The organism is Pseudomonas sp. LFS044 (genome assembly GCF_047978245.1).
GTDB lineage: Bacteria > Pseudomonadota > Gammaproteobacteria > Pseudomonadales > Pseudomonadaceae > Aquipseudomonas.
The window spans coordinates 86,281-103,338 of the sequence record NZ_JBFPFX010000019.1 but is presented as its reverse complement, the minus strand read 5'-3'; the positions used below and the strand labels follow the sequence as shown (position 1 = coordinate 103,338).

Sequence of the window (17,058 nt, the reverse complement as noted above, 5' to 3'; positions counted from 1 at the left end):
TTCGCGGTGCAAGCCTTGAAGAGGCCGGTACATTCAGGGTTGCTTGCCGATCAATGCGCCCCTGCCGATTTGCTCAGGTCGCTTTGCGCCCACTCGGTGTAAATGCACGCATCCGCTACCGCCCAACGCACCTTCACGGTATCGCCCGGCTGCATCGGCATGCCAGTGGCCGACAACGCTTTCACGGTCATTTCCGTACCGCCTGGGGTCATCACGTGGCAGGTCTGGCTTTCGCCAAGGAACAGCACTTCGCCGACTTTCGCGATGACCTCGTTCCAGCCCGTGGGCAACGGTTCGCGCGCCGCTTGTTCAGTGGTCAGGGCCAGGGCTTTTTCCGGGCGCACCATGATCAGTGCGTCCTGCCCGGCGGCCAGGCCAGGTGTCAGGCGGATCGCCAGCGGCTGGCCCTCGAAACTGCCGGCGCCATGGCCGCTGGCCTTGATCTGCAGGAAGTTCGAGTTGCCCAGGAACGAGGCGACGAAGGCATTCGGCGGGTTCTGGTACAGGTCGTAACCGGTGCCCAGGCCGACGATCTTGCCGTGGCTGAAGATGGCGATGCGCTGGGACAGGCGCATGGCTTCTTCCTGGTCATGGGTCACATAGACGATGGTGATGCCCAGGCGCCGATGCAACTGGCGCAGTTCATCCTGCAGGTCTTCGCGCAGCTTCTTGTCCAGCGCGCCGAGCGGCTCGTCCATCAGCAGGATGCGCGGCTCGTAGACCAGCGCGCGGGCAATCGCCACGCGCTGTTGCTGCCCGCCCGACATCTGCGAGGGCTTGCGGTGCGCGAATTGCTCCAGCTGCACCAGCTTGAGCATGGCGTCGACCCGCTTGCTGGTCTCTGCAGCGCCGAGTTTGCGGATAGCCAGTGGGAAGGCGATGTTGTCGCGCACGTTCAGGTGCGGGAACAGCGAGTAGCGTTGGAACACCATGCCGATGTCGCGCTTGTGCGGCGGCACGTTCACCAGCGACTGGCCTTCGACCAGGATCTCGCCGCTGCTGGGGGTCTCGAAGCCGGCCAGCATCGACAGGGTGGTGGACTTGCCAGAGCCGCTGGAGCCGAGGAAGGTGAGAAACTCGCCGTCCTGGATTTCCAGGTCGAGGTTGTCTACGGCGGTGAAATCGCCGTAGTGCTTGTTCAGGCCGCGCAGGCTGACCAGGGTCTTGTTGTGCGCGTTGTCTTTGATCACTGCACTCATTGTTGTTTTCTCCGCGCGCTCAGGCGTTGACTTCGGTGCGCCGGCGCAAGGCGGCGGCAATGACCATGACCAGCAGCGACAGGCCGATCAGCAGCGTCGAGGCGACGGCGATCACCGGGCTGAGGTCCTGGCGCAGGGTGGTCCACATTTTCACGGGCAAGGTCTGCAGGTCGGGGCTGGCCATCATCACGCTCAGCACCACCTCGTCCCACGACACCAGAAAGGCGAACAGGCCGCCGGCGATCATCCCCGGGCGAATCGCCGGGAAGGTCACCTTGAATATCGCCTGCAGGCGCGAGGCCCCGCAGATCACCGCGGCGTCCTCGATCGACTGGTCGAACAGCTTCAGCGAGTTGATGATGGAGATAATGGTGAAGGGCAGGGCGACGATCACATGGCTGACCACGAAGGCGAACAGCGTGCCGGTGTAGCCCAGCTTGAGAAACAGCGCGTACACCGCCACCGCGATGATCACCAGCGGCACGATCATCGGCATGGTGAACAACCCGTAGAGCATCTCGCGGCCTGGGAAGCGGCCACGCACCAGGGCGAACGCCGTGGGCAAGCCCAGCAGCACGGCAGCGAGGGTGGTCAGCACGGCCACCTTGAGGCTTGCCAGGGCGGCATCCATCCACTCCGGGTTGGCGAAGAACTGCACATACCATTTGAAGGTCCACCCCGGCGGCGGGAACACCAGCCACTGCGATGAGCCGAACGACAGCAGGATGATGAACACCACCGGCAGCAGCAGGAAGGCCGCGATGACCCCGGTGGTCAGGTACAGCCCCGTGCGCAGCGGGCGCCCCATGGCGTTGGGAGACAGAAGCATGGCGTATTACCTCGCATTGCCGACCGGGGACTCCGGCTGCAGCTTCAGGTACAGGTAGAAGAGCACCAGGGTGATCACCACCAGCAGCGCGGCGGCGGCGCTGGCCAGGCCCCAGTTGAGGAACGACTGCACCTGCTGGATGATGAATTCGGGCAGCATCATGTTCTGCGCACCGCCGAGCAACGCCGGGGTGACGTAGTAACCGAGCGACATCACGAATACCATCAGCGCCCCCGAGAACAAGCCCGAACGGCACAGCGGCAAGAACACCTTCCAGAAGTTGGTCCACGGGCTGGCGCCGCAAATGGAGCCTGCCTGCAGGACCATCGGGTCGATGGCATGCATGGTCGCCTGCAGCGGCAGCACGATGAACGGGATCATGATGTAGCTCATGCCGATCACCACACCGGTCAGGTTGTGGACCATTTCCAGCGGCGCATCGATGATGCCCATCGCCATCAACGCCTTGTTGATCACGCCCGAGCTTTGCAGCAGCACCAGCCACGAGTAGGTGCGCGCCAGCAGGCTGGTCCACATCGACAGCAGCACGATGTTCAGCAGCCAGCGGCCCCAGCCATTGGGCACCAAGGTGATCGCCCAGGCCAGCGGAAAGCCCAGCAGCACGCTGATCAGGGTGACCACACCGGCGACCGAGAAGGTGTTGAACAGTACCCGTGCATACGCCGAGTTGGCGAACAGCTGCTCGTAGTTGCCCAGGCCCGGCACTGGCTCCAGCACACCGCGCAGCAGCAGGCCGATCAGCGGGGCGAAGAAGAACAGCCCCAGGAACAGCAGGGCAGGCAGCAGGTTACGGCTGCCTTTCCAGCGCTGGCCCAGGCTTACCCGGCGTGGGGCCGTTCCCGGGGCGCCGGTGCCCGTGGGGGCACCTTGCGCGTTGTGCAGGGCGTTGATGGCGACTTTCATTTGACCAACCACTCATTCCAGCGCGCGGCGATGGTTTGGCCGTTCTTCGCCCAGTAGGCGAAGTCCAGCGTGACTTGATCCTGGGCATAGGCGGTCGGCAGGTTCTGCGCAAGGTCCTTGTCGAGCTTGGCGATGCTGTCGACGTTGACCGGCGCGTAGGCGGTCTTGTTGGCGAAGTCGGCCTGGCCTTCGGCGCTGCTGGCGTTGGCCAGGAACTTCATGGCCGCGTCCTTGTTCTTGGCGCCTTTGGGAATGACCAGGAAATCGGCCATGACTAGGTTCTGCTTCCAGCTCACGCCAACCGGTGCACCGTCTTGCTGCAGCGCGTAGACGCGGCCGTTCCAGAACTGGCCGAGCGAGGCTTCACCTGAGGCCAGCAGCTGCTGGGACTGGGCGCCGCCACCCCACCAGACGATGTCTTTCTTGATGGTGTCGAGCTTTTTGAAGGCGCGGTCCAGGTCCAGCGGGTAGAGCTTGTCAGGTGCCACGCCGTCTGCGAGCAGGGCCAGCTCCAGCACGCCGGGGCTCGGCCACTTGTACAGGGCGCGCTTGCCAGGGTAGGTCTTGGTATCGAACAGGGCGGTCCAGTCCACCGGCTTGTTGGCGCCCAGTTTGCCTTCGTTGTAGCCCAGCACGAACGAGAAGAAGAACGAGCCTACGCCGTGATCGGAGACGAAGCGTGGGTCGATCTTGTCGCGCTGGATGGTGTTGAAGTCGAGGGGTTCGAGCAGGCCTTCGCTGGCGGCGCGCAGGGCAAAGTCGGCTTCCACGTCGACCACGTCCCACTGCACGTTGCCGCTCTCGACCATGGCCTTGAGCTTGCCGTAGTCGGTGGGCCCGTCCTGGACGACCTTGATGTTGGTCGATTTGCTGAACGGCACCGCCCAGGCTTCTTTCTGGGCGTCCTGGGTGGTGCCGCCCCAGCTGACGAAGTTGAGGCTGTCGGCGGCCTGGACGGCCTGACAGGCCAGAGTCAGCAGGCTGGCGGACAGCACAGCGGTTACACGTTTGCTCAACAGCATGGTTACGCCCTCGTTGCTTTTGTTATTCGAGGCGGGGCTGGTAGTGCGCCCGCCAACAGTATTCGGGGAGCAGCTAAAACAAAGTGTCGGTGGCCGTTAACAAGTGTAGGTGGCGGCCCGAGATTTTAAGGTCTACGGGATATCATATTATGGTATTCCAAACTTTTGGCAAGAGGCATCAGGCTACCGGCCATCACTCCGCCGCGCCTGCAGAGCCCCTGTATCAGCTGACCATCACTGGCTCGAACGGAATGCTCTGCACCACTTCCAGCTCATACCCGGCCAGCCCGGCATATTTCAACGGCGGGCCCAAGTGGCGCAGCTTGCCGACGCCCAAGTCCTGCAGAATCTGTGCACCGGTACCCACCTCCGAGTACACCTTCGACTGCCCACGCTGGTAAGGCCGCACCGGCTGGGTCAGCTGCGGCACACGTTCCAGCAGCGCTTGGGAGGATTCATGGTTGGCCAGGATCACCACCACACCGGTGCCTTCCTCGGCAACCTTCTGCAGCGCCGCCCACAGCGTCCAGTTGGCCGGCCCGGCGTATTCGGCGCCGACCAGGTCGCGCAGCGGGTCGATCACATGCACGCGCACCAGCGTCGGCTGCTCGCGGCGGATATCGCCCATCACCATGGCCATGTGCACACCGCCTTCGATACGGTCCTCGTAGGTGACCAGGCGGAAGGTGCCATGCACGGTCGGCAGTTCGCGCTCGCCGATGCGTTTGATGGTCTGCTCGGTGCTCAGCCGGTAATGGATCAGGTCGGCGATGGTGCCGATCTTGATGCCGTGGCGGGCGGCGAACACTTCCAGGTCGGGGCGCCGGGCCATGGTGCCGTCGTCGTTGAGCACTTCGACGATTACCGAGGCAGGGGCAAAGCCGGCCAGGCGCGCCAGGTCGCAACCCGCTTCGGTGTGGCCAGCGCGGTTCAGCACACCGCCTTCACGGGCGCGCAAGGGGAAGATATGGCCAGGCTGTACCAGGTCTTCGGGGCGGGCGTCGGCGGCCATGGCGGCGGCGACGGTACGCGCGCGGTCGGCGGCGGAAATGCCGGTGGTGACGCCCGTGGCGGCCTCGATCGACACGGTGAAGGCGGTGCTGAACACGCTGCCGTTGGCCGGTACCATCTGCTCCAGGCCCAGGCGCTGGCAATGCTCGTCGGTCAGCGTCAGGCAGATCAGGCCACGCGCTTCGCGGGCCATGAAGTTGATGGCCTGGGCGTCACAGTGCTCGGCGGCGATCAGCAGGTCGCCCTCGTTTTCCCGATCCTCGTCGTCCACCAACAGGACCATCTTGCCTTGCCGGTAGTCCTCGAGGAGTTCTTCGATGCTGTTGAAGGGCATGCTGCACGCTCACTGTTGTAGGGTGATTATTATGGTATACCATCATACATAAATATTTTTGCAACAGGAGATCAGCGGATGAAAGCGTACTGGATCGCCCACGTGGACGTGACCGACCTCGAGCAGTACCAGCAGTACACCCAACGGGCGCCTGCGGCCTTTGCTGCGTTTGGCGGGCGGTTTCTGGCGCGGGGAGGGCGCAGCGAAGCGATGGAGGGGCGGCCGACGCCGCAGCGCAGTGTGGTGATCGAGTTCGAGTCGTACGAGCAGGCGGTGGCCTGTTATCGCTCTGAGCTGTATCAGGACGCCTGCAGCCATCGCCAGGGGGTGGCCAAGGCTGAGGTCATCATCGTCGAAGGGTTCGAGCCCTGAGATAAACGCTTGTAGGGCAATTCTGATTTTCGTTGCGCCAGGTCGATACATGCGTTTCCGGTGTTAGCTTCCAGTGTTCTACGGCAGGAGGCTAGTCATGACGCGCATATCGATACATGGAAAAGGGCAGGCGCTGGAGGGTGATATCACCACCACCGGCGCGGTCTGTATTGCCAGCAGTACCAGCTACCGGGGAGACAACCGACGTGCGCTGCGTCTGGGCGATGCCACGACCGAGTGCCCGAAGTGCGAGAAGGCCGGCATCATCGTGGAAGGGGTGAGTTTTTTCGTCATCGGCGGTAAACCGGCTGTTGTGGATGGGGCGCTCGTCAAGTGTGATTGCCCGAGCGGCAGCAACCGGATCATTGCGCGGTCAGCCGTGCACGGGGCTGGCAGCCGTTCTGCCCAGGCTACATCGCCTGCCCCTGCCGCCCGTTACCCGGCTTCTTCATCAAGGCAAACCCCAGCTCAGGCGTACCACGCATCTCCCGTTGGCTCATTGTCTGCACTTGAGCCTGGCTTCCACATTGTGCAACGTAGCATGTCGTTCGAGCAGGTGCTTCAGAGCCTTGGGGAGGTGAACAGCCCTCTGCCAGTGGCATTGTTGCAGCGCTTGAATCCTAGCTCTGCGCAAGGTTTCAAGGCGGGTGAAATCTTCGTGCTCAGCAGCCCCCGCAGCGGGTTTTCCTGCAGTGCTGCGCAGACTGACCTGATGATGGTGGCACAGGAGGCAAGAGCGACGCTGGCGATCCTTACAGATGAAGAGGCCAACTTCATGATGAAGCACATTGGTGAGATTGCCGGGGTGCTCAGTGGTGCGAGCCAGTCCATGGGGGTGGGCACGAATATGCTTGAGAAGGGGCTGGCGCAGGTAAAGGATACATTGAAAGGGATCGAAGCTTTACACCAACGCCAATTTGCGCTCCATGGCCATCTGAACAGCCCTGAATTTTTTGCGTTGCGCAAGCAGCTCCACAAACAACTGGATGGCCAATTGCGCACGGCGTTTCTGAACAAATCGCTAGGCTTGGGAAGCTACGACAATTTACGGCGTGATCTCGGGATCTCTACCAAAAGTGTGGTGCATCACTGGAAGAAAGCGGGTGTGCCAGGGCAGATCCCGGGTTACGTCACGCACCTGGACGAGGTGGCGAAGGTCTCCAAATACCTGAAGTACGGGGGGTGGGTTGGGGTCGGACTTGGCGCCAGCGCTTCCTACCTGAAGGTACATGAAGCTTGCCGTGCCGGTGAGACAGATGAGTGTAAGAAAGTGCGTTTTACGGAGACTGGCAGTTTCTCAGGTGGACTTGCCGGTGGGGCGTTGGGCGCGGGAGTTGGAAGAGCCGCGGCTGTAGCGGTGTGCAAGTTTGGAGTTTGGGGTAAAGCTGCCTGCGGGATTGTCACAGTTGGCGCCACGGCCTTTGGTGTATCTAAAGGTGTAGAGACAATCGGCGAGAAGGCGGGGGAGCAAATTTATGAGTTTATATATAACTAGGTTAGAGGATTGGACAATTTATGCACGCTTAGCCTTCTTGTGCTGCCCTCTGGGAATGATTGTTATAGGATTAGCGATTGATTTCTACATCGCCGGTTCGCGGCATTTCATGGTTATGTGTCACGCGTTCAGGCGCAGCTCGTTGCTGGTAGAGGAGACACACTTTTCAGGAACGCTGAGCCTACGTGCGAGATTCATGGTTGTAGCTGGGATGAGCAGTGCAATGCTATGGCCTAATCTTTTCATCCGCCGTGGCCAGTTGCATCCTGACGATAATGACCAGTTTCCAGAATATTTGCGGCGGCGAATGAGCGTAGCAATGGGACTGATGGTTGCTGGCGCACTATGGTCGATCCTTGGCGTTGTTTTCGTAGACATGTAAATTACGCGGCTGCACTGAGGGCGGAAAGCCGCCGTCAGGTCGTCGGTGGCACGTTGCTCGAATTGGGTAGATTGCAAAACCTAAAAGACCCGCTCACGCGGGTCTTTTTTCTAGCGCATTACTGTAAATGCACCTTCAACTCTCCAGCCGCCTGGCGCATCGCCGCCTTCACCTCAGGCACCTGGCTCAACGGGTTCAACAGCCCATAGTCATGAATCATCCCGTTGTAGCGCACCGAGGTCACCGCCACCCCTGCCGCATCCAGCTTGCGCGCATAAGCCTCGCCTTCGTCGCGCAACACATCGAACTCGGCCGTTTGCACCAGCGCCGGTGGCAAGCCTTTGAGCTGCTCGCTGCTGGCCCGCAGCGGCGAGGCGTAGATCTGTTCACGTGCCTTGTTATCAAGGGTGTAGTTGTCCCAGAACCATTTCATCATCCCGGTGGTCAGGAAGTGCCCTTCGGCAAACTGCTTGTACGACCCGGTCTCGAAGCTGGCATCGGTCACCGGCCACAGCAGCAGTTGGAAGCGCAGCTTCGGGGTACCCGCCTGCTTGGCCTTGAGCGCTACCACTGCGGCCATGTTGCCGCCGACGCTGTTGCCGGCCACCGCCAGGCGCTTGCCGTCCACGCCGATCTCCTTGCCATGCTCGGCCACCCAGCGGGTCGCGGCATAGGCTTGATTGATCGCGGTGGGGTAGTGCGCTTCGGGTGACGGCGTGTAGTCCACATAGACCGCCACTGCGCCGGAGCCGACCACCAGGTCGCGGATCAGCCGCTGGTGGGTCGGGAGGTCGCCCAGCACCCAGCCGCCACCGTGGAAGAACATGAACACCGGCAGTTCACCCTTGGCGTTGGCTGGCCGCACAATTTGCAGCTTGATCGACTCGCCGTTGGCCTGGAGGGTGCGTTCTTGCACTTCGATGCCCGACAGGTCGACCTTGACCGAGGCCTGGGCGCCGGTCAGCACGGCGCGGGCGTCTTTCGGGCTGAGTTGCTCGAGCGGCTTGCCGCCGCCTTTTTCCAGGGCTTCGAGGAAGGCCTGGGTGTGGTGCTCGACGCCTGGGCTGCCTGCAGCGAAAGCGCTGGACACGGACAAGGCAAGGAGGCTGGCGGTGAGGGTTTTGTGGACAATGTTCATGCGCGAATCCTTTTCTGTGCAAATGCTGTGGGTGGCCGTCTTGCCTGGCCTTCAGGGCCATCGCTGCGACTTGTGAGTAGATTAGGCAGATGCACGGATGGGAAAAAGCCGTTATAAAGCGTTTTACTGTCACCAAGAGCGAGACAATGAACCCCTACGAAGACATGCGGATCTTTGCCCAGGTCATGGAAGCCGGCAGCTTTACTGCGGCCGCAGACCGCCTGGGCATGTCCAAGCAATCCGTCAGCCGGCGCCTGATGCAACTCGAAGACCGCCTGGGCGTGCGCTTGCTCAACCGCTCTACCCGGCGCCTTGACGCCACGCCGCTGGGCCAGCACTACTACCAGTCGGCGCTGCGCCTGCTGGGTGAAGTGCAGCAGGTGGAGCACGACATCAGCGGCCAGGATCAGGCCCTGCGCGGCACTTTGCGGCTGAGTGCACCGCTGTCGTTTGCCATCGCGCACCTGGGTTGCCTGCTGACCGAATTCCTGCGTTTGCACCCGCTGGTAGACGTGGAAGTGGACCTTAGCGACCGGGCCGTGGACCTGATCGGTGAAGGCTATGACCTGGCCTTGCGCATCGGTGCGCTGGAAGATTCCAGCTTGATTGCGCGGCGCATCGCCAGTGTCGAACGGGTGTATTGCGCAAGCCCCGGCTATCTCGACGCGCGGGGTACGCCAGCGCTGCCAGAAGCACTGGCCGGGCACGATTGCCTGCCCTACGGGCATTCACGGCAGGTGCAGTGGCAGTTCAAGCACGGCGGCAAGGCGCAGGCGATTGCGGTGGCCGGGCGGATGCGGGCCAACAATGGCGAGTTGCTGCGGGATGCGGCGATAGCCGGCATGGGGGTGACTTACCTGCCGACGTTTATCGTCGGGCAGGCGCTGGCCGATGGGCGCCTGGTGCGCGTGCTGGACGCCTGGACGCCGCCGGCGCTGCAGTTGTCGGCGGTGTATCCGCAGCACCGGCAGGTAGCGAGGCCGGTGCAAGGGTTCGTGGCGTTCTTGCGGGAGCGCTTGGTGCAGTTGTAACGCTGGGGCTGATTCGCAGGAGCGGCCTTTGCTGGCAGAGGCGCAAATGGGTGCGTTCAGGCTATGCTTGGGCCCATGAGCACAGCACCTTCCCTACGCCAACCGTGCCCGCCTGGCGCCTGTGACTGCGGCCGCGAACGGTTGGACGAGCACCCGTCGGCGGCGCAGCGCATCCTCTTGCTCACCCGGCAGGAGGAGAAGCGGCTGCTCGAACGCCTGGAAAACCTCAAAGACCTGGAAGACCTGCAGCGGCTGCAGAAACGGATGTACGAAAACCTGGGTATCCGCGTGCGCATTGCGCCCGGGTTCAACGAAGTGCGCACGATGCGCGGTATTGTCATTGAGTTGGATCAGCAGGCGGGGTTATGTCGCAAGACCCGGCAGTCGATTCCTGCGGCGATTCGGCGGGGGCTGGAGCGCAACCCCGAGGTGGCGTACCGGTTGCTGGATGCGCATGATTTGCTTGGCGGGGCGTGAGCTGCTACGCCAAAAACAGCCCCTAATTTTCCGGAAGCTTCCTACGTCTATCTGAGAGCCGCCCTACGCCAAGCGCACGTGGGCATCTATCACTCAAGGAGACAGGCAATGACTTCCGTTTTCGACCGCGACGATATCCAGTTCCAGGTAGTGGTCAACCACGAAGAGCAGTATTCCATTTGGCCCGACTACAAGGCGATCCCCAACGGCTGGCGTGCTGTGGGCAAGAGCGGCCTGAAGAAGGACTGCCTGGCTTACATCGACGAGGTCTGGACCGACATGCGCCCGCTGAGCCTGCGTCAGAAGATGGCTGAAGCCGCTGCCCAGTGACCGTACTCAACCTGCTGTGCCTGCCGTATTCAGGCGCCAGCGCCATGGTCTACAGTCGCTGGCGGCGCAAGCTGCCGGCCTGGATTCAGCTGCGCCCTGTCGAATTGCCCGGGCGCGGTGCGCGCATGGGCGAGCCGCTGCACACCGACATGCAGGCCCTTGCCAGGCAACTGGCAGCCGAGCAACGCCTGGCCGCTGCGGCGCCGTATGCACTGTTGGGCCATAGCCTGGGCGCGTTGCTGGCCTTCGAGCTGGCCCACGAGCTGCAGGCGCTGGGCTGCCCGCCGCCACGGGCGTTGTTCGCCTGCGGTACCGCAGCGCCGACCCGGCGTGAGGATTACGACGGCAAGAATTGGCGCGACCCGAAGTCTGACGATGAGCTGAGGAACGAGCTGCGCGAGCTCAATGGCACCCCGGAAGAAGTGTTGGCCAACGCCGAGCTGATGAGCCTGACGTTGCCGATCCTGCGCGCCGACTTTTTGCTCTGCGGCCGCTATGCCTACCGCCAGCGGCCCGCCTTGGCGTGCCCGCTGCACGTGTTAGGCGGTGAAGATGACCGGGCCAGCGAGGAGCAGTTGCTGGCCTGGGGGCAAGAAACCCACGGTGAATTCACCTTGCGGATGTTCCCTGGCAGCCACTTCTTCATCCATGAGCACGAGGACCGCGTACTCGCTGCGCTGGCTGCGTCGCTGGAGCCGCTCAGGCGTTCGGCCTGATTGACGCCGCCGCTTGCCTGGGGGAGGCTAGGGCTTTTCCCAGGCAAGAGGCAGACCATGCTGATCGACCCTCACAAGGCCACGCTGTTGGTCGTCGACATCCAGGAAAAACTCATCGGCGCCATGAGCGACGCCGAGGGCACCCGCGCCCGTGCGCGCTGGTTGCTGGCCGCGAGTGCCGAACTGGAGCTGCCGATCGTGATCTCGGAGCAGTATCCCAAAGGCCTGGGCCACACCCTGCCTGAGCTCATTGCCGCGGCCCCGGCGGCCGAGGTGGTGGAGAAGAGCCACTTTTCCTGCGTCGCGGCGCAGTGCCTGCCCGCCAGCCTGCTGGCCCGTGAGCACGTGATCGTCTGCGGCATGGAAACCCACGTCTGCGTGCTGCAGACCGTCCTTGGCCTGCTGGGCCTGGGCAAGCAGGTGTTCGTGGTCGAAGATGCCTGCGACAGCCGTACCCCGGCTAACAAGGCGGCGGGGCTTGCGCGCATGCGCCAGGCCGGGGCGCACATCGTCACCCGTGAAATGGTCCTGTTCGAGCTGATGGGCAGCGCCAGCCACCCTCGTTTCCGCCACATCAGCAAGACCTACATGGTCGGTGATCAGCCCTGAACGGGCGGCTGTTGGCAGCGGGGCTGATGGCCTTGGCGCTGCTGCAGGGCTGCGCCGGGCGCCGCGAGGAAGAGCCCGAAGCCGACCCTGCCAAGGTACGCGCCCAGCTCATGCGCTTGCTGCCCCCCCAGGCCAAGGACCGCGAAGGCTGGGCCAAGGATATCCAGGTGGCGTTCGAAGCCCAGCGCATTGCGCCGAGCAAGAGCAACCTGTGCGCGGTGCTGGCGGTGACCGAACAGGAGTCGACCTTCAATGCCGACCCGCAGGTGCCAAACCTGGGGCGCATCGCCCGTGCAGAAATCGACCGCCGTGCAGCCAGCCTGCATATTCCGGGCTTGCTGGTCGACGGCGCGTTGAAGACACCGTCGGGCAATGGCAAGACCTACCAGCAGCGGCTGCTCGCGGTGCGCAGTGAGCGGCAGCTGAGTGCCCTGTACGACGAGTTCATCGCCGGCCTGCCGCTGGGCAAGACGTTGCTCGGCGGCCTCAACCCGGTGCACACCGGCGGCCCGATGCAGGTCAGTGTCGAGTTTGCCGAGCAGCACGCCAAGGATTATCCCTACACCTACGACGGCACGATTCGCCAGGAAGTCTTCAGTCGGCGAGGCGGTATGTACTTCGGCATCGGCCATTTGCTCGGCTACCCCGCCCACTACGATCGTCAGCTTTATCGCTTTGCCGATTTCAACGCCGGTTGGTACGCCAGCCGCAATGCGGCGTTTCAAGCTGCATTGAGCTCGGTGACAGGCGTGGCGTTGGCATTGGATGGCGACCTGATTGCCCCGGGCGCGATCATGCCAGGTACCACCGAACAGGCGGCGCGCAAGCTGGGCGCGAAGCTGGGGCTGCGCAACCCACAGATCCGCAGCCAGCTGGCGCTGGGCGACAGCCTGGCGTTCGAGGACAGCAAGCTGTACAGCGGGGTGTTCGCGCTGGCTGATGCCGCGGCGGGCAAGCCGGTGGCGCGGGCGAGGCTGCCGGGGATCGAACTGAAGAGCCCGAAGATTACCCGCAAGCTGACCACGGCGTGGTTTGCAGGGCGGGTGGATGAGCGGTATCAGCGGTGCATGAAGCGTTAGATCTGCTGTGTCAGTGCCGGCCTTTTCGCGGGGCAAGCCCGCTCCCACAAGTCCACTGCAAATACCCTGTGGGAGCGGGCTTGCCCCGCGAAAGGGCCAGGCCAGGCAGCATCATCCTTCGCTCAGTGCCCCGACCACCTGATCGACACTGGCCTTGAGCCCGCCCACTGCATCTTCGGGGTCGCTTTCGACCACCAGCAGTTTGGCCCCGCTAGCCTTGATCACCTCGGCCACCTGCGCATCCGGTTGCCGGTGGTCCAGCACCAGCGCAACGTCCTGCTCCTTGAGGTTCTCGGCCAGCGCCTCGAGCGCCGCGTCATCCCATTTGCCGTCGGCCGGCAGCGCCTGCTCCACCACATCCAGGTTCAGGCCGCTGGCCAGGTAACCCAGCCGCTCGGACAGGCTGACCACGGTCAGGTTGTCGGCCTTGGCCAACTGGGTCTGGCTATTGGCTGTCAGCTCCAGCAACTGGCGCTTGAGCCCCGCCAGGTTGCCCTGGATCTTCGCCTTGTCGGCAGGCGCCAGGCGCTCCAGGTCATTGGCCAATACGTCGGCCATGCGCCCCAGGTTGGTCGGGTTCAGCCAGGGGTAGGCGCCGTAGGCGTCGTCGCCACTCACCGCGATACCCGGCAGGGCGCCGTCAACCGGCCGCGCGGCATCGATCTCGACGATGCGGATATTGCTGCGCCGGGCCATCGGGTACAGCGGGTCGTCGCGCCAGATCGAGCGCACACCGATCACCGCATCCGCCTGCTGCGCAGCTTTGGCCAGGCTATCACCACCACGGCTGCTGAAGTAGGAAGGTTGGCGGCTGGCCGGCAGGTTGGCCGGGGCGGCGCGCTTGAGTTGCACCGAGGTGCCGTCGAGCAAGGCGCTGGCCAGGCTGTGGGTGACCGGCAGGGTGGTCAGCACTTGCGTGGCAGATGAGAGCGCAGGCAGGCCGGCCAGGGCCAGCGCCAAAGTCAGCTGTTTCAGGTTCATGCCGGGTTTCCTTGCAGGCGTGGGACGAGGGCGCGGGCGAGGGCTGCGAGGGCGAAGCAGATGCCGGCGACCAGGATGATCGCCGCGCCCGAGGGCACTGGCAGGTCGAAGACGATCGGCAGCAGGATGCCCAGCAGCGTGCTCAGTGTGGCAATCAGCACCGAGATGAAGAAGAAGCCCTTGAGCGACTGGCTGACCAGGCGCGCGGCTGCCGCCGGGATCACCAGCAGCGCACCGACCAGGATCGCCCCGATCACCTTCACCGACGCGACCGTGACCAGTGTCACCAGCACCACGAAAAGGTAGTCCAGGGTCTTCACCGCCACGCCACGTACCGCCGCCAGTTGCGGGTTGAAGCTGGCCAGGATGATGCGGTTATACAGTGGCAGGGCCAGCGCCAGTACCAGGGTTGCGACCACCCCAAGCACCACCAGGTCGTGGGCGCTGACGGTCAGTACCGAACCGAACAGCACGTTCTCGAGGATATGCACGTTGATCTTGCCGGCCAGCATCAGCAAAAGGCTCGCACCCAGCGCCAACGACACCGACAAAAATACCCCGATCAGCGTGTCAGGCGACAGCCCGGTGCGGTTGCGCAGGAAGTTCAGCAAGATGCCGAACAGCAGGCAGTAGCCGAACAGGCTGCCATAGGGGCCGGTGTAGGGCTCGCCAAGCAGGATGCCGATGGCCACGCCGGTCAGGGCGGCATGGCCGACCGCTTCGGAGAAGAAGGCAAAGCGCTTGACCACCACCAGGGTGCCAAGGCCGCCCAGTACCGGCCCGATCATCAGCCCGGCGACCAGTGCGTTGATCACGAAACCGTAGGCCAGCGCCTCCGGCAGGAAGCCAGCGCTGGCCCATTCCTGGACCAGTTGGCGAAATGCTTCATAGCTCATCAGGCGACGCTCTCGCTGCGCGGGTGGACGGAGAACAGGCTCAGCAGCCGCTCCGGGGTCAGGGCTTGTGCCGGTGGGGCGTCGAACAATACCTGGCGGCTCAGGCCGGTGACCCGGTCGGCCAGGCGCAGCACCGCCTGCAGGTCGTGTTCGATCCACAGCACGGTGGTGCCGGCCTGGCGCCAGCCATGCAGCAACTGTTCGAACACCTGAATGCCGGCTTCGTCCAGCGCCGACATGGGTTCGTCGAGCACCAGCAACTGCGGTTCGGGGATCAGGCCCTGGGCCAGCAGCACGCGCTGGCGCTCGCCGCCCGACAGCGCGCCCATGCGCCGTTTGCGCTTGTCGAGCATGCCCACCCGTGCCAGCGCCGCATCGATGGCCGGCTGCACGCGGCGCGACAGGCCGAGGAAGGCCGGGCGCCGCTGGCACATCGCGGCCATGAAGTCGTCGACGGTCATCGGCAGGCCACGGTCGAACTCCAGCGCTTGCGGCACGTAACCGATCACCTGCTGCTCACCCGGCCAGTCCAGGGTCAGCTGGCCGTGGTGGGGCATCTGACCGAGCAGGGTCTTGATCAGCGAACTCTTGCCGCCGCCGTTGGGCCCGACGATGGCGTGCACGCTGCCAGCGGTGACGCTGAAAGCGACCTGTTCGAGGATGCGCGTGCGGCCGAGTGTCAGGTCGATGCCAGCGAACTCGATGCGTGGCCCGCCGTGCGTCACGAGGTTGGCGGCAGCGGTCATGCGCGGTTCTCCTGGATCGCGCGGACCACCGTGTCGAGGTTGCGCTTCATCTCCACTTCGTATTTTTCCGGGGTGTATTCGCCGTAGGAAATGTGCGTAAGCGGGTACAGGCGCACGCCCGATTCGCGCTGGATGGTTTCGACATAGGCCGACGGGAAGTCCATCTCCGAGAAGATCACCTTGACGTCCAGCGCCTTGAGCTGGTCGATGGTTTTCTTCAGTTGCGCCGGGCTCGGCTCGATGCCGTGGGCAGGCTCGACCACGGCGGTGACCTCCAGGCCAAAGTCGCGCACCAGGTAGTCGTAGGCGGCGTGAATGGTGGCAACGCGAAAGTTGGCGCCCGGGGCCTCGGTGACCTTGGCCAGCGCCTCGGCGCGCAAGGTGCGCAGGCGCTTGGCGTAGGCGCGGGCGTTCTGGGTATAGAACTTGGCATTGTCGGGGTCGAGCTTGCCAAGTTCGCGGGCGATGTTGTTGACCTGGGCGATGGTGGTGCTGATCGACAGGAAGGTATGCGGGTTGACCACCTTGCCCGCACCGCGCGCGGCGATGCCGGTGGCTGCCAGCAACGGCACGTTCTGGTTCGCTTCGATGGTCTTGATGTCAGGCTTTTCGCTGGCGGCGATCATGCGGTCAGCGAAATCGTCATGGCCTACACCGTTGAGCACCACCACATCCAGGCTGCCGATGCGCTTGATGTCCTCAGCCCGTGGCTCGTAGGCATGCGGGTTGAAGCCTGCTGGAATCAGCGGCACCACCTCGGCCTTGTCACCGACGATGTTGCTCACGTAGCTGTAATACGGGTGCAGAGTGATGCCGATGCGCAGGGGCTTGCCGGTGTCGGCCAGGGCCAGGGCCGGCAGGGCGAAGGCCAGGAGCAGGGCGAATGCAGAGCGGAACATGGGGAAATTCCTTGGGTTCAATGACGGTGTTCGCGGGTGACACCAGCGTCGTAATGGCTGACCACTTGCTGCCAGCCGGCGGCGATCAGCGCGGCCTGGCCGAGGTCGTCCGGCACCACGGCGGCGCTGTCGCGGCGCAGCCAGACATCGGCCTGGCCGTTGCTGTCGCCCGGCAAGATCAGCAGGAAGCTGCCGGCCACCTGCGGCGCCTGGCTGCGGCCGAGATAAGCGCCGGCCTGCAGCCATTGCCACTGGTGGCTGCCACGGCTCTGGCTACCTGCGTCCTTCACGAACGGTGGCAGGCCTTCTTCGGCCAAGGCTTCTACGCCAGGGACCGCAGCGTTTTCTTCGCGCAGCAGTTGGACCTCATCGAACGCTACCAGCAGGTCGGTGTAGATGCCCTGTTCGGCGGCCGTCAGGTCGCGGCGGGCGTCGATCTGATGGCTGGCGATGGCTTGCTCGTCCTCGCGCTCACCCCGCAGCAGCACCACCGTGGCGGCGACGATCACGATCAGCAGGCTGACCAGCAGCACATACAGGGTTTCATGCCCGGCTCCGGCGGGGCGCACCACCTGGGTGCGGCTCAGG

General features: G+C 63.8%; 19 protein-coding genes. 8 read left to right on the top strand and 11 right to left on the bottom strand.

Annotation, left to right across the window (positions count from 1 at the left end):
• Positions 1–50: 50 nt before the first annotated feature.
• The 5 genes from ACNQPL_RS17390 to ribBA form a co-directional block, all read right to left on the bottom strand.
• Positions 51–1,199 (bottom strand): ABC transporter ATP-binding protein, encoded by a 1,149-nt coding sequence (locus ACNQPL_RS17390; RefSeq protein ID WP_416467357.1) that lies wholly within the window; start codon positions 1,197–1,199, stop codon positions 51–53.
• 19 nt (positions 1,200–1,218) lie between these two features.
• Complete coding sequence (locus ACNQPL_RS17385; RefSeq protein ID WP_346612957.1) at positions 1,219–2,028, bottom strand: ABC transporter permease; 810 nt, start codon at positions 2,026–2,028, stop codon at positions 1,219–1,221.
• Positions 2,029–2,034: 6 nt separating this feature from the next.
• Positions 2,035–2,952 (bottom strand): ABC transporter permease, encoded by a 918-nt coding sequence (locus tag ACNQPL_RS17380; RefSeq protein ID WP_387528192.1) that lies wholly within the window; start codon positions 2,950–2,952, stop codon positions 2,035–2,037.
• Positions 2,949–3,974, bottom strand: a complete 1,026-nt coding sequence (locus ACNQPL_RS17375) for a polyamine ABC transporter substrate-binding protein (protein WP_387528189.1) — start codon at positions 3,972–3,974, stop codon at positions 2,949–2,951. Before ACNQPL_RS17375 ends, ACNQPL_RS17380 begins: the two co-directional genes overlap by 4 nt.
• Positions 3,975–4,197: 223 nt before the next feature.
• Positions 4,198–5,319 (bottom strand): bifunctional 3,4-dihydroxy-2-butanone-4-phosphate synthase/GTP cyclohydrolase II, encoded by a 1,122-nt coding sequence (gene ribBA, locus ACNQPL_RS17370; RefSeq protein WP_416467356.1) that lies wholly within the window; start codon positions 5,317–5,319, stop codon positions 4,198–4,200.
• 78 nt (positions 5,320–5,397) lie between these two features.
• On the opposite strand from ribBA, the gene ACNQPL_RS17365 reads away from it, so the two are divergent.
• Positions 5,398–5,691 (top strand): DUF1330 domain-containing protein, encoded by a 294-nt coding sequence (locus ACNQPL_RS17365; RefSeq protein ID WP_346612961.1) that lies wholly within the window; start codon positions 5,398–5,400, stop codon positions 5,689–5,691.
• Positions 5,692–5,788: 97 nt separating this feature from the next.
• On the top strand, positions 5,789–7,186 hold the full coding sequence (locus ACNQPL_RS17360) for a PAAR domain-containing protein (RefSeq protein ID WP_416467355.1): 1,398 nt from the start codon (positions 5,789–5,791) through the stop codon (positions 7,184–7,186).
• A 500-nt stretch (positions 7,187–7,686) separates the two neighbouring features.
• Here the strand turns inward: ACNQPL_RS17360 and ACNQPL_RS17355 are convergent, their stop codons facing one another.
• Positions 7,687–8,706 (bottom strand): alpha/beta hydrolase, encoded by a 1,020-nt coding sequence (locus ACNQPL_RS17355; protein ID WP_416467354.1) that lies wholly within the window; start codon positions 8,704–8,706, stop codon positions 7,687–7,689.
• Between the two features lie 146 nt (positions 8,707–8,852).
• On the opposite strand from ACNQPL_RS17355, the gene ACNQPL_RS17350 reads away from it, so the two are divergent.
• The 6 genes from ACNQPL_RS17350 to ACNQPL_RS17325 all read left to right on the top strand — a co-directional run bounded on the left by ACNQPL_RS17350 (position 8,853) and on the right by ACNQPL_RS17325 (position 12,948).
• Positions 8,853–9,737 carry a LysR family transcriptional regulator gene (locus ACNQPL_RS17350; RefSeq protein ID WP_346612964.1) on the top strand — a complete coding sequence of 295 codons (885 nt, stop codon included), beginning with the start codon at positions 8,853–8,855 and terminating at the stop codon, positions 9,735–9,737.
• Positions 9,738–9,812: 75 nt separating this feature from the next.
• Positions 9,813–10,214, top strand: coding sequence for a hypothetical protein (locus ACNQPL_RS17345; protein WP_416467353.1), 402 nt, complete (start codon positions 9,813–9,815; stop codon positions 10,212–10,214).
• A gap of 108 nt (positions 10,215–10,322) precedes the next feature.
• Positions 10,323–10,544, top strand: coding sequence for an MbtH family protein (locus ACNQPL_RS17340; RefSeq protein ID WP_003256222.1), 222 nt, complete (start codon positions 10,323–10,325; stop codon positions 10,542–10,544).
• Positions 10,541–11,260, top strand: coding sequence for a thioesterase II family protein (locus ACNQPL_RS17335; RefSeq protein ID WP_387528173.1), 720 nt, complete (start codon positions 10,541–10,543; stop codon positions 11,258–11,260). The genes ACNQPL_RS17340 and ACNQPL_RS17335 overlap by 4 nt, the downstream gene beginning before the upstream one ends.
• Before the next feature lie 57 nt (positions 11,261–11,317).
• On the top strand, positions 11,318–11,869 hold the full coding sequence (locus ACNQPL_RS17330) for a hydrolase (protein ID WP_416467352.1): 552 nt from the start codon (positions 11,318–11,320) through the stop codon (positions 11,867–11,869).
• Between the two features lie 26 nt (positions 11,870–11,895).
• Positions 11,896–12,948, top strand: coding sequence for a DUF1615 domain-containing protein (locus tag ACNQPL_RS17325; protein ID WP_416467351.1), 1,053 nt, complete (start codon positions 11,896–11,898; stop codon positions 12,946–12,948).
• A gap of 111 nt (positions 12,949–13,059) precedes the next feature.
• On the opposite strand, the gene ACNQPL_RS17320 is transcribed toward ACNQPL_RS17325, so the two are convergent.
• From ACNQPL_RS17320 to ACNQPL_RS17300, 5 genes are read right to left on the bottom strand one after another with little or no spacing between them, the layout of a single operon-like run.
• Entirely contained in the window at positions 13,060–13,929 is an 870-nt protein-coding gene (locus tag ACNQPL_RS17320) for a metal ABC transporter substrate-binding protein (protein ID WP_416467350.1), read from the bottom strand.
• A complete protein-coding gene (locus ACNQPL_RS17315) occupies positions 13,926–14,825 on the bottom strand; it encodes a metal ABC transporter permease (protein ID WP_346612970.1) in 900 nt (299 codons plus the stop codon). The genes ACNQPL_RS17320 and ACNQPL_RS17315 overlap by 4 nt, the downstream gene beginning before the upstream one ends.
• Positions 14,825–15,571 (bottom strand): metal ABC transporter ATP-binding protein, encoded by a 747-nt coding sequence (locus ACNQPL_RS17310; protein ID WP_416467348.1) that lies wholly within the window; start codon positions 15,569–15,571, stop codon positions 14,825–14,827. The genes ACNQPL_RS17315 and ACNQPL_RS17310 overlap by 1 nt, the downstream gene beginning before the upstream one ends.
• Positions 15,568–16,470, bottom strand: coding sequence for a metal ABC transporter substrate-binding protein (locus tag ACNQPL_RS17305; RefSeq protein ID WP_346612972.1), 903 nt, complete (start codon positions 16,468–16,470; stop codon positions 15,568–15,570). Before ACNQPL_RS17305 ends, ACNQPL_RS17310 begins: the two co-directional genes overlap by 4 nt.
• Positions 16,471–16,487: 17 nt before the next feature.
• Positions 16,488–17,057 carry a DUF6162 family protein gene (locus tag ACNQPL_RS17300; protein ID WP_416467372.1) on the bottom strand — a complete coding sequence of 190 codons (570 nt, stop codon included), beginning with the start codon at positions 17,055–17,057 and terminating at the stop codon, positions 16,488–16,490.
• Between the last annotated feature and the right edge of the window lies 1 nt (position 17,058).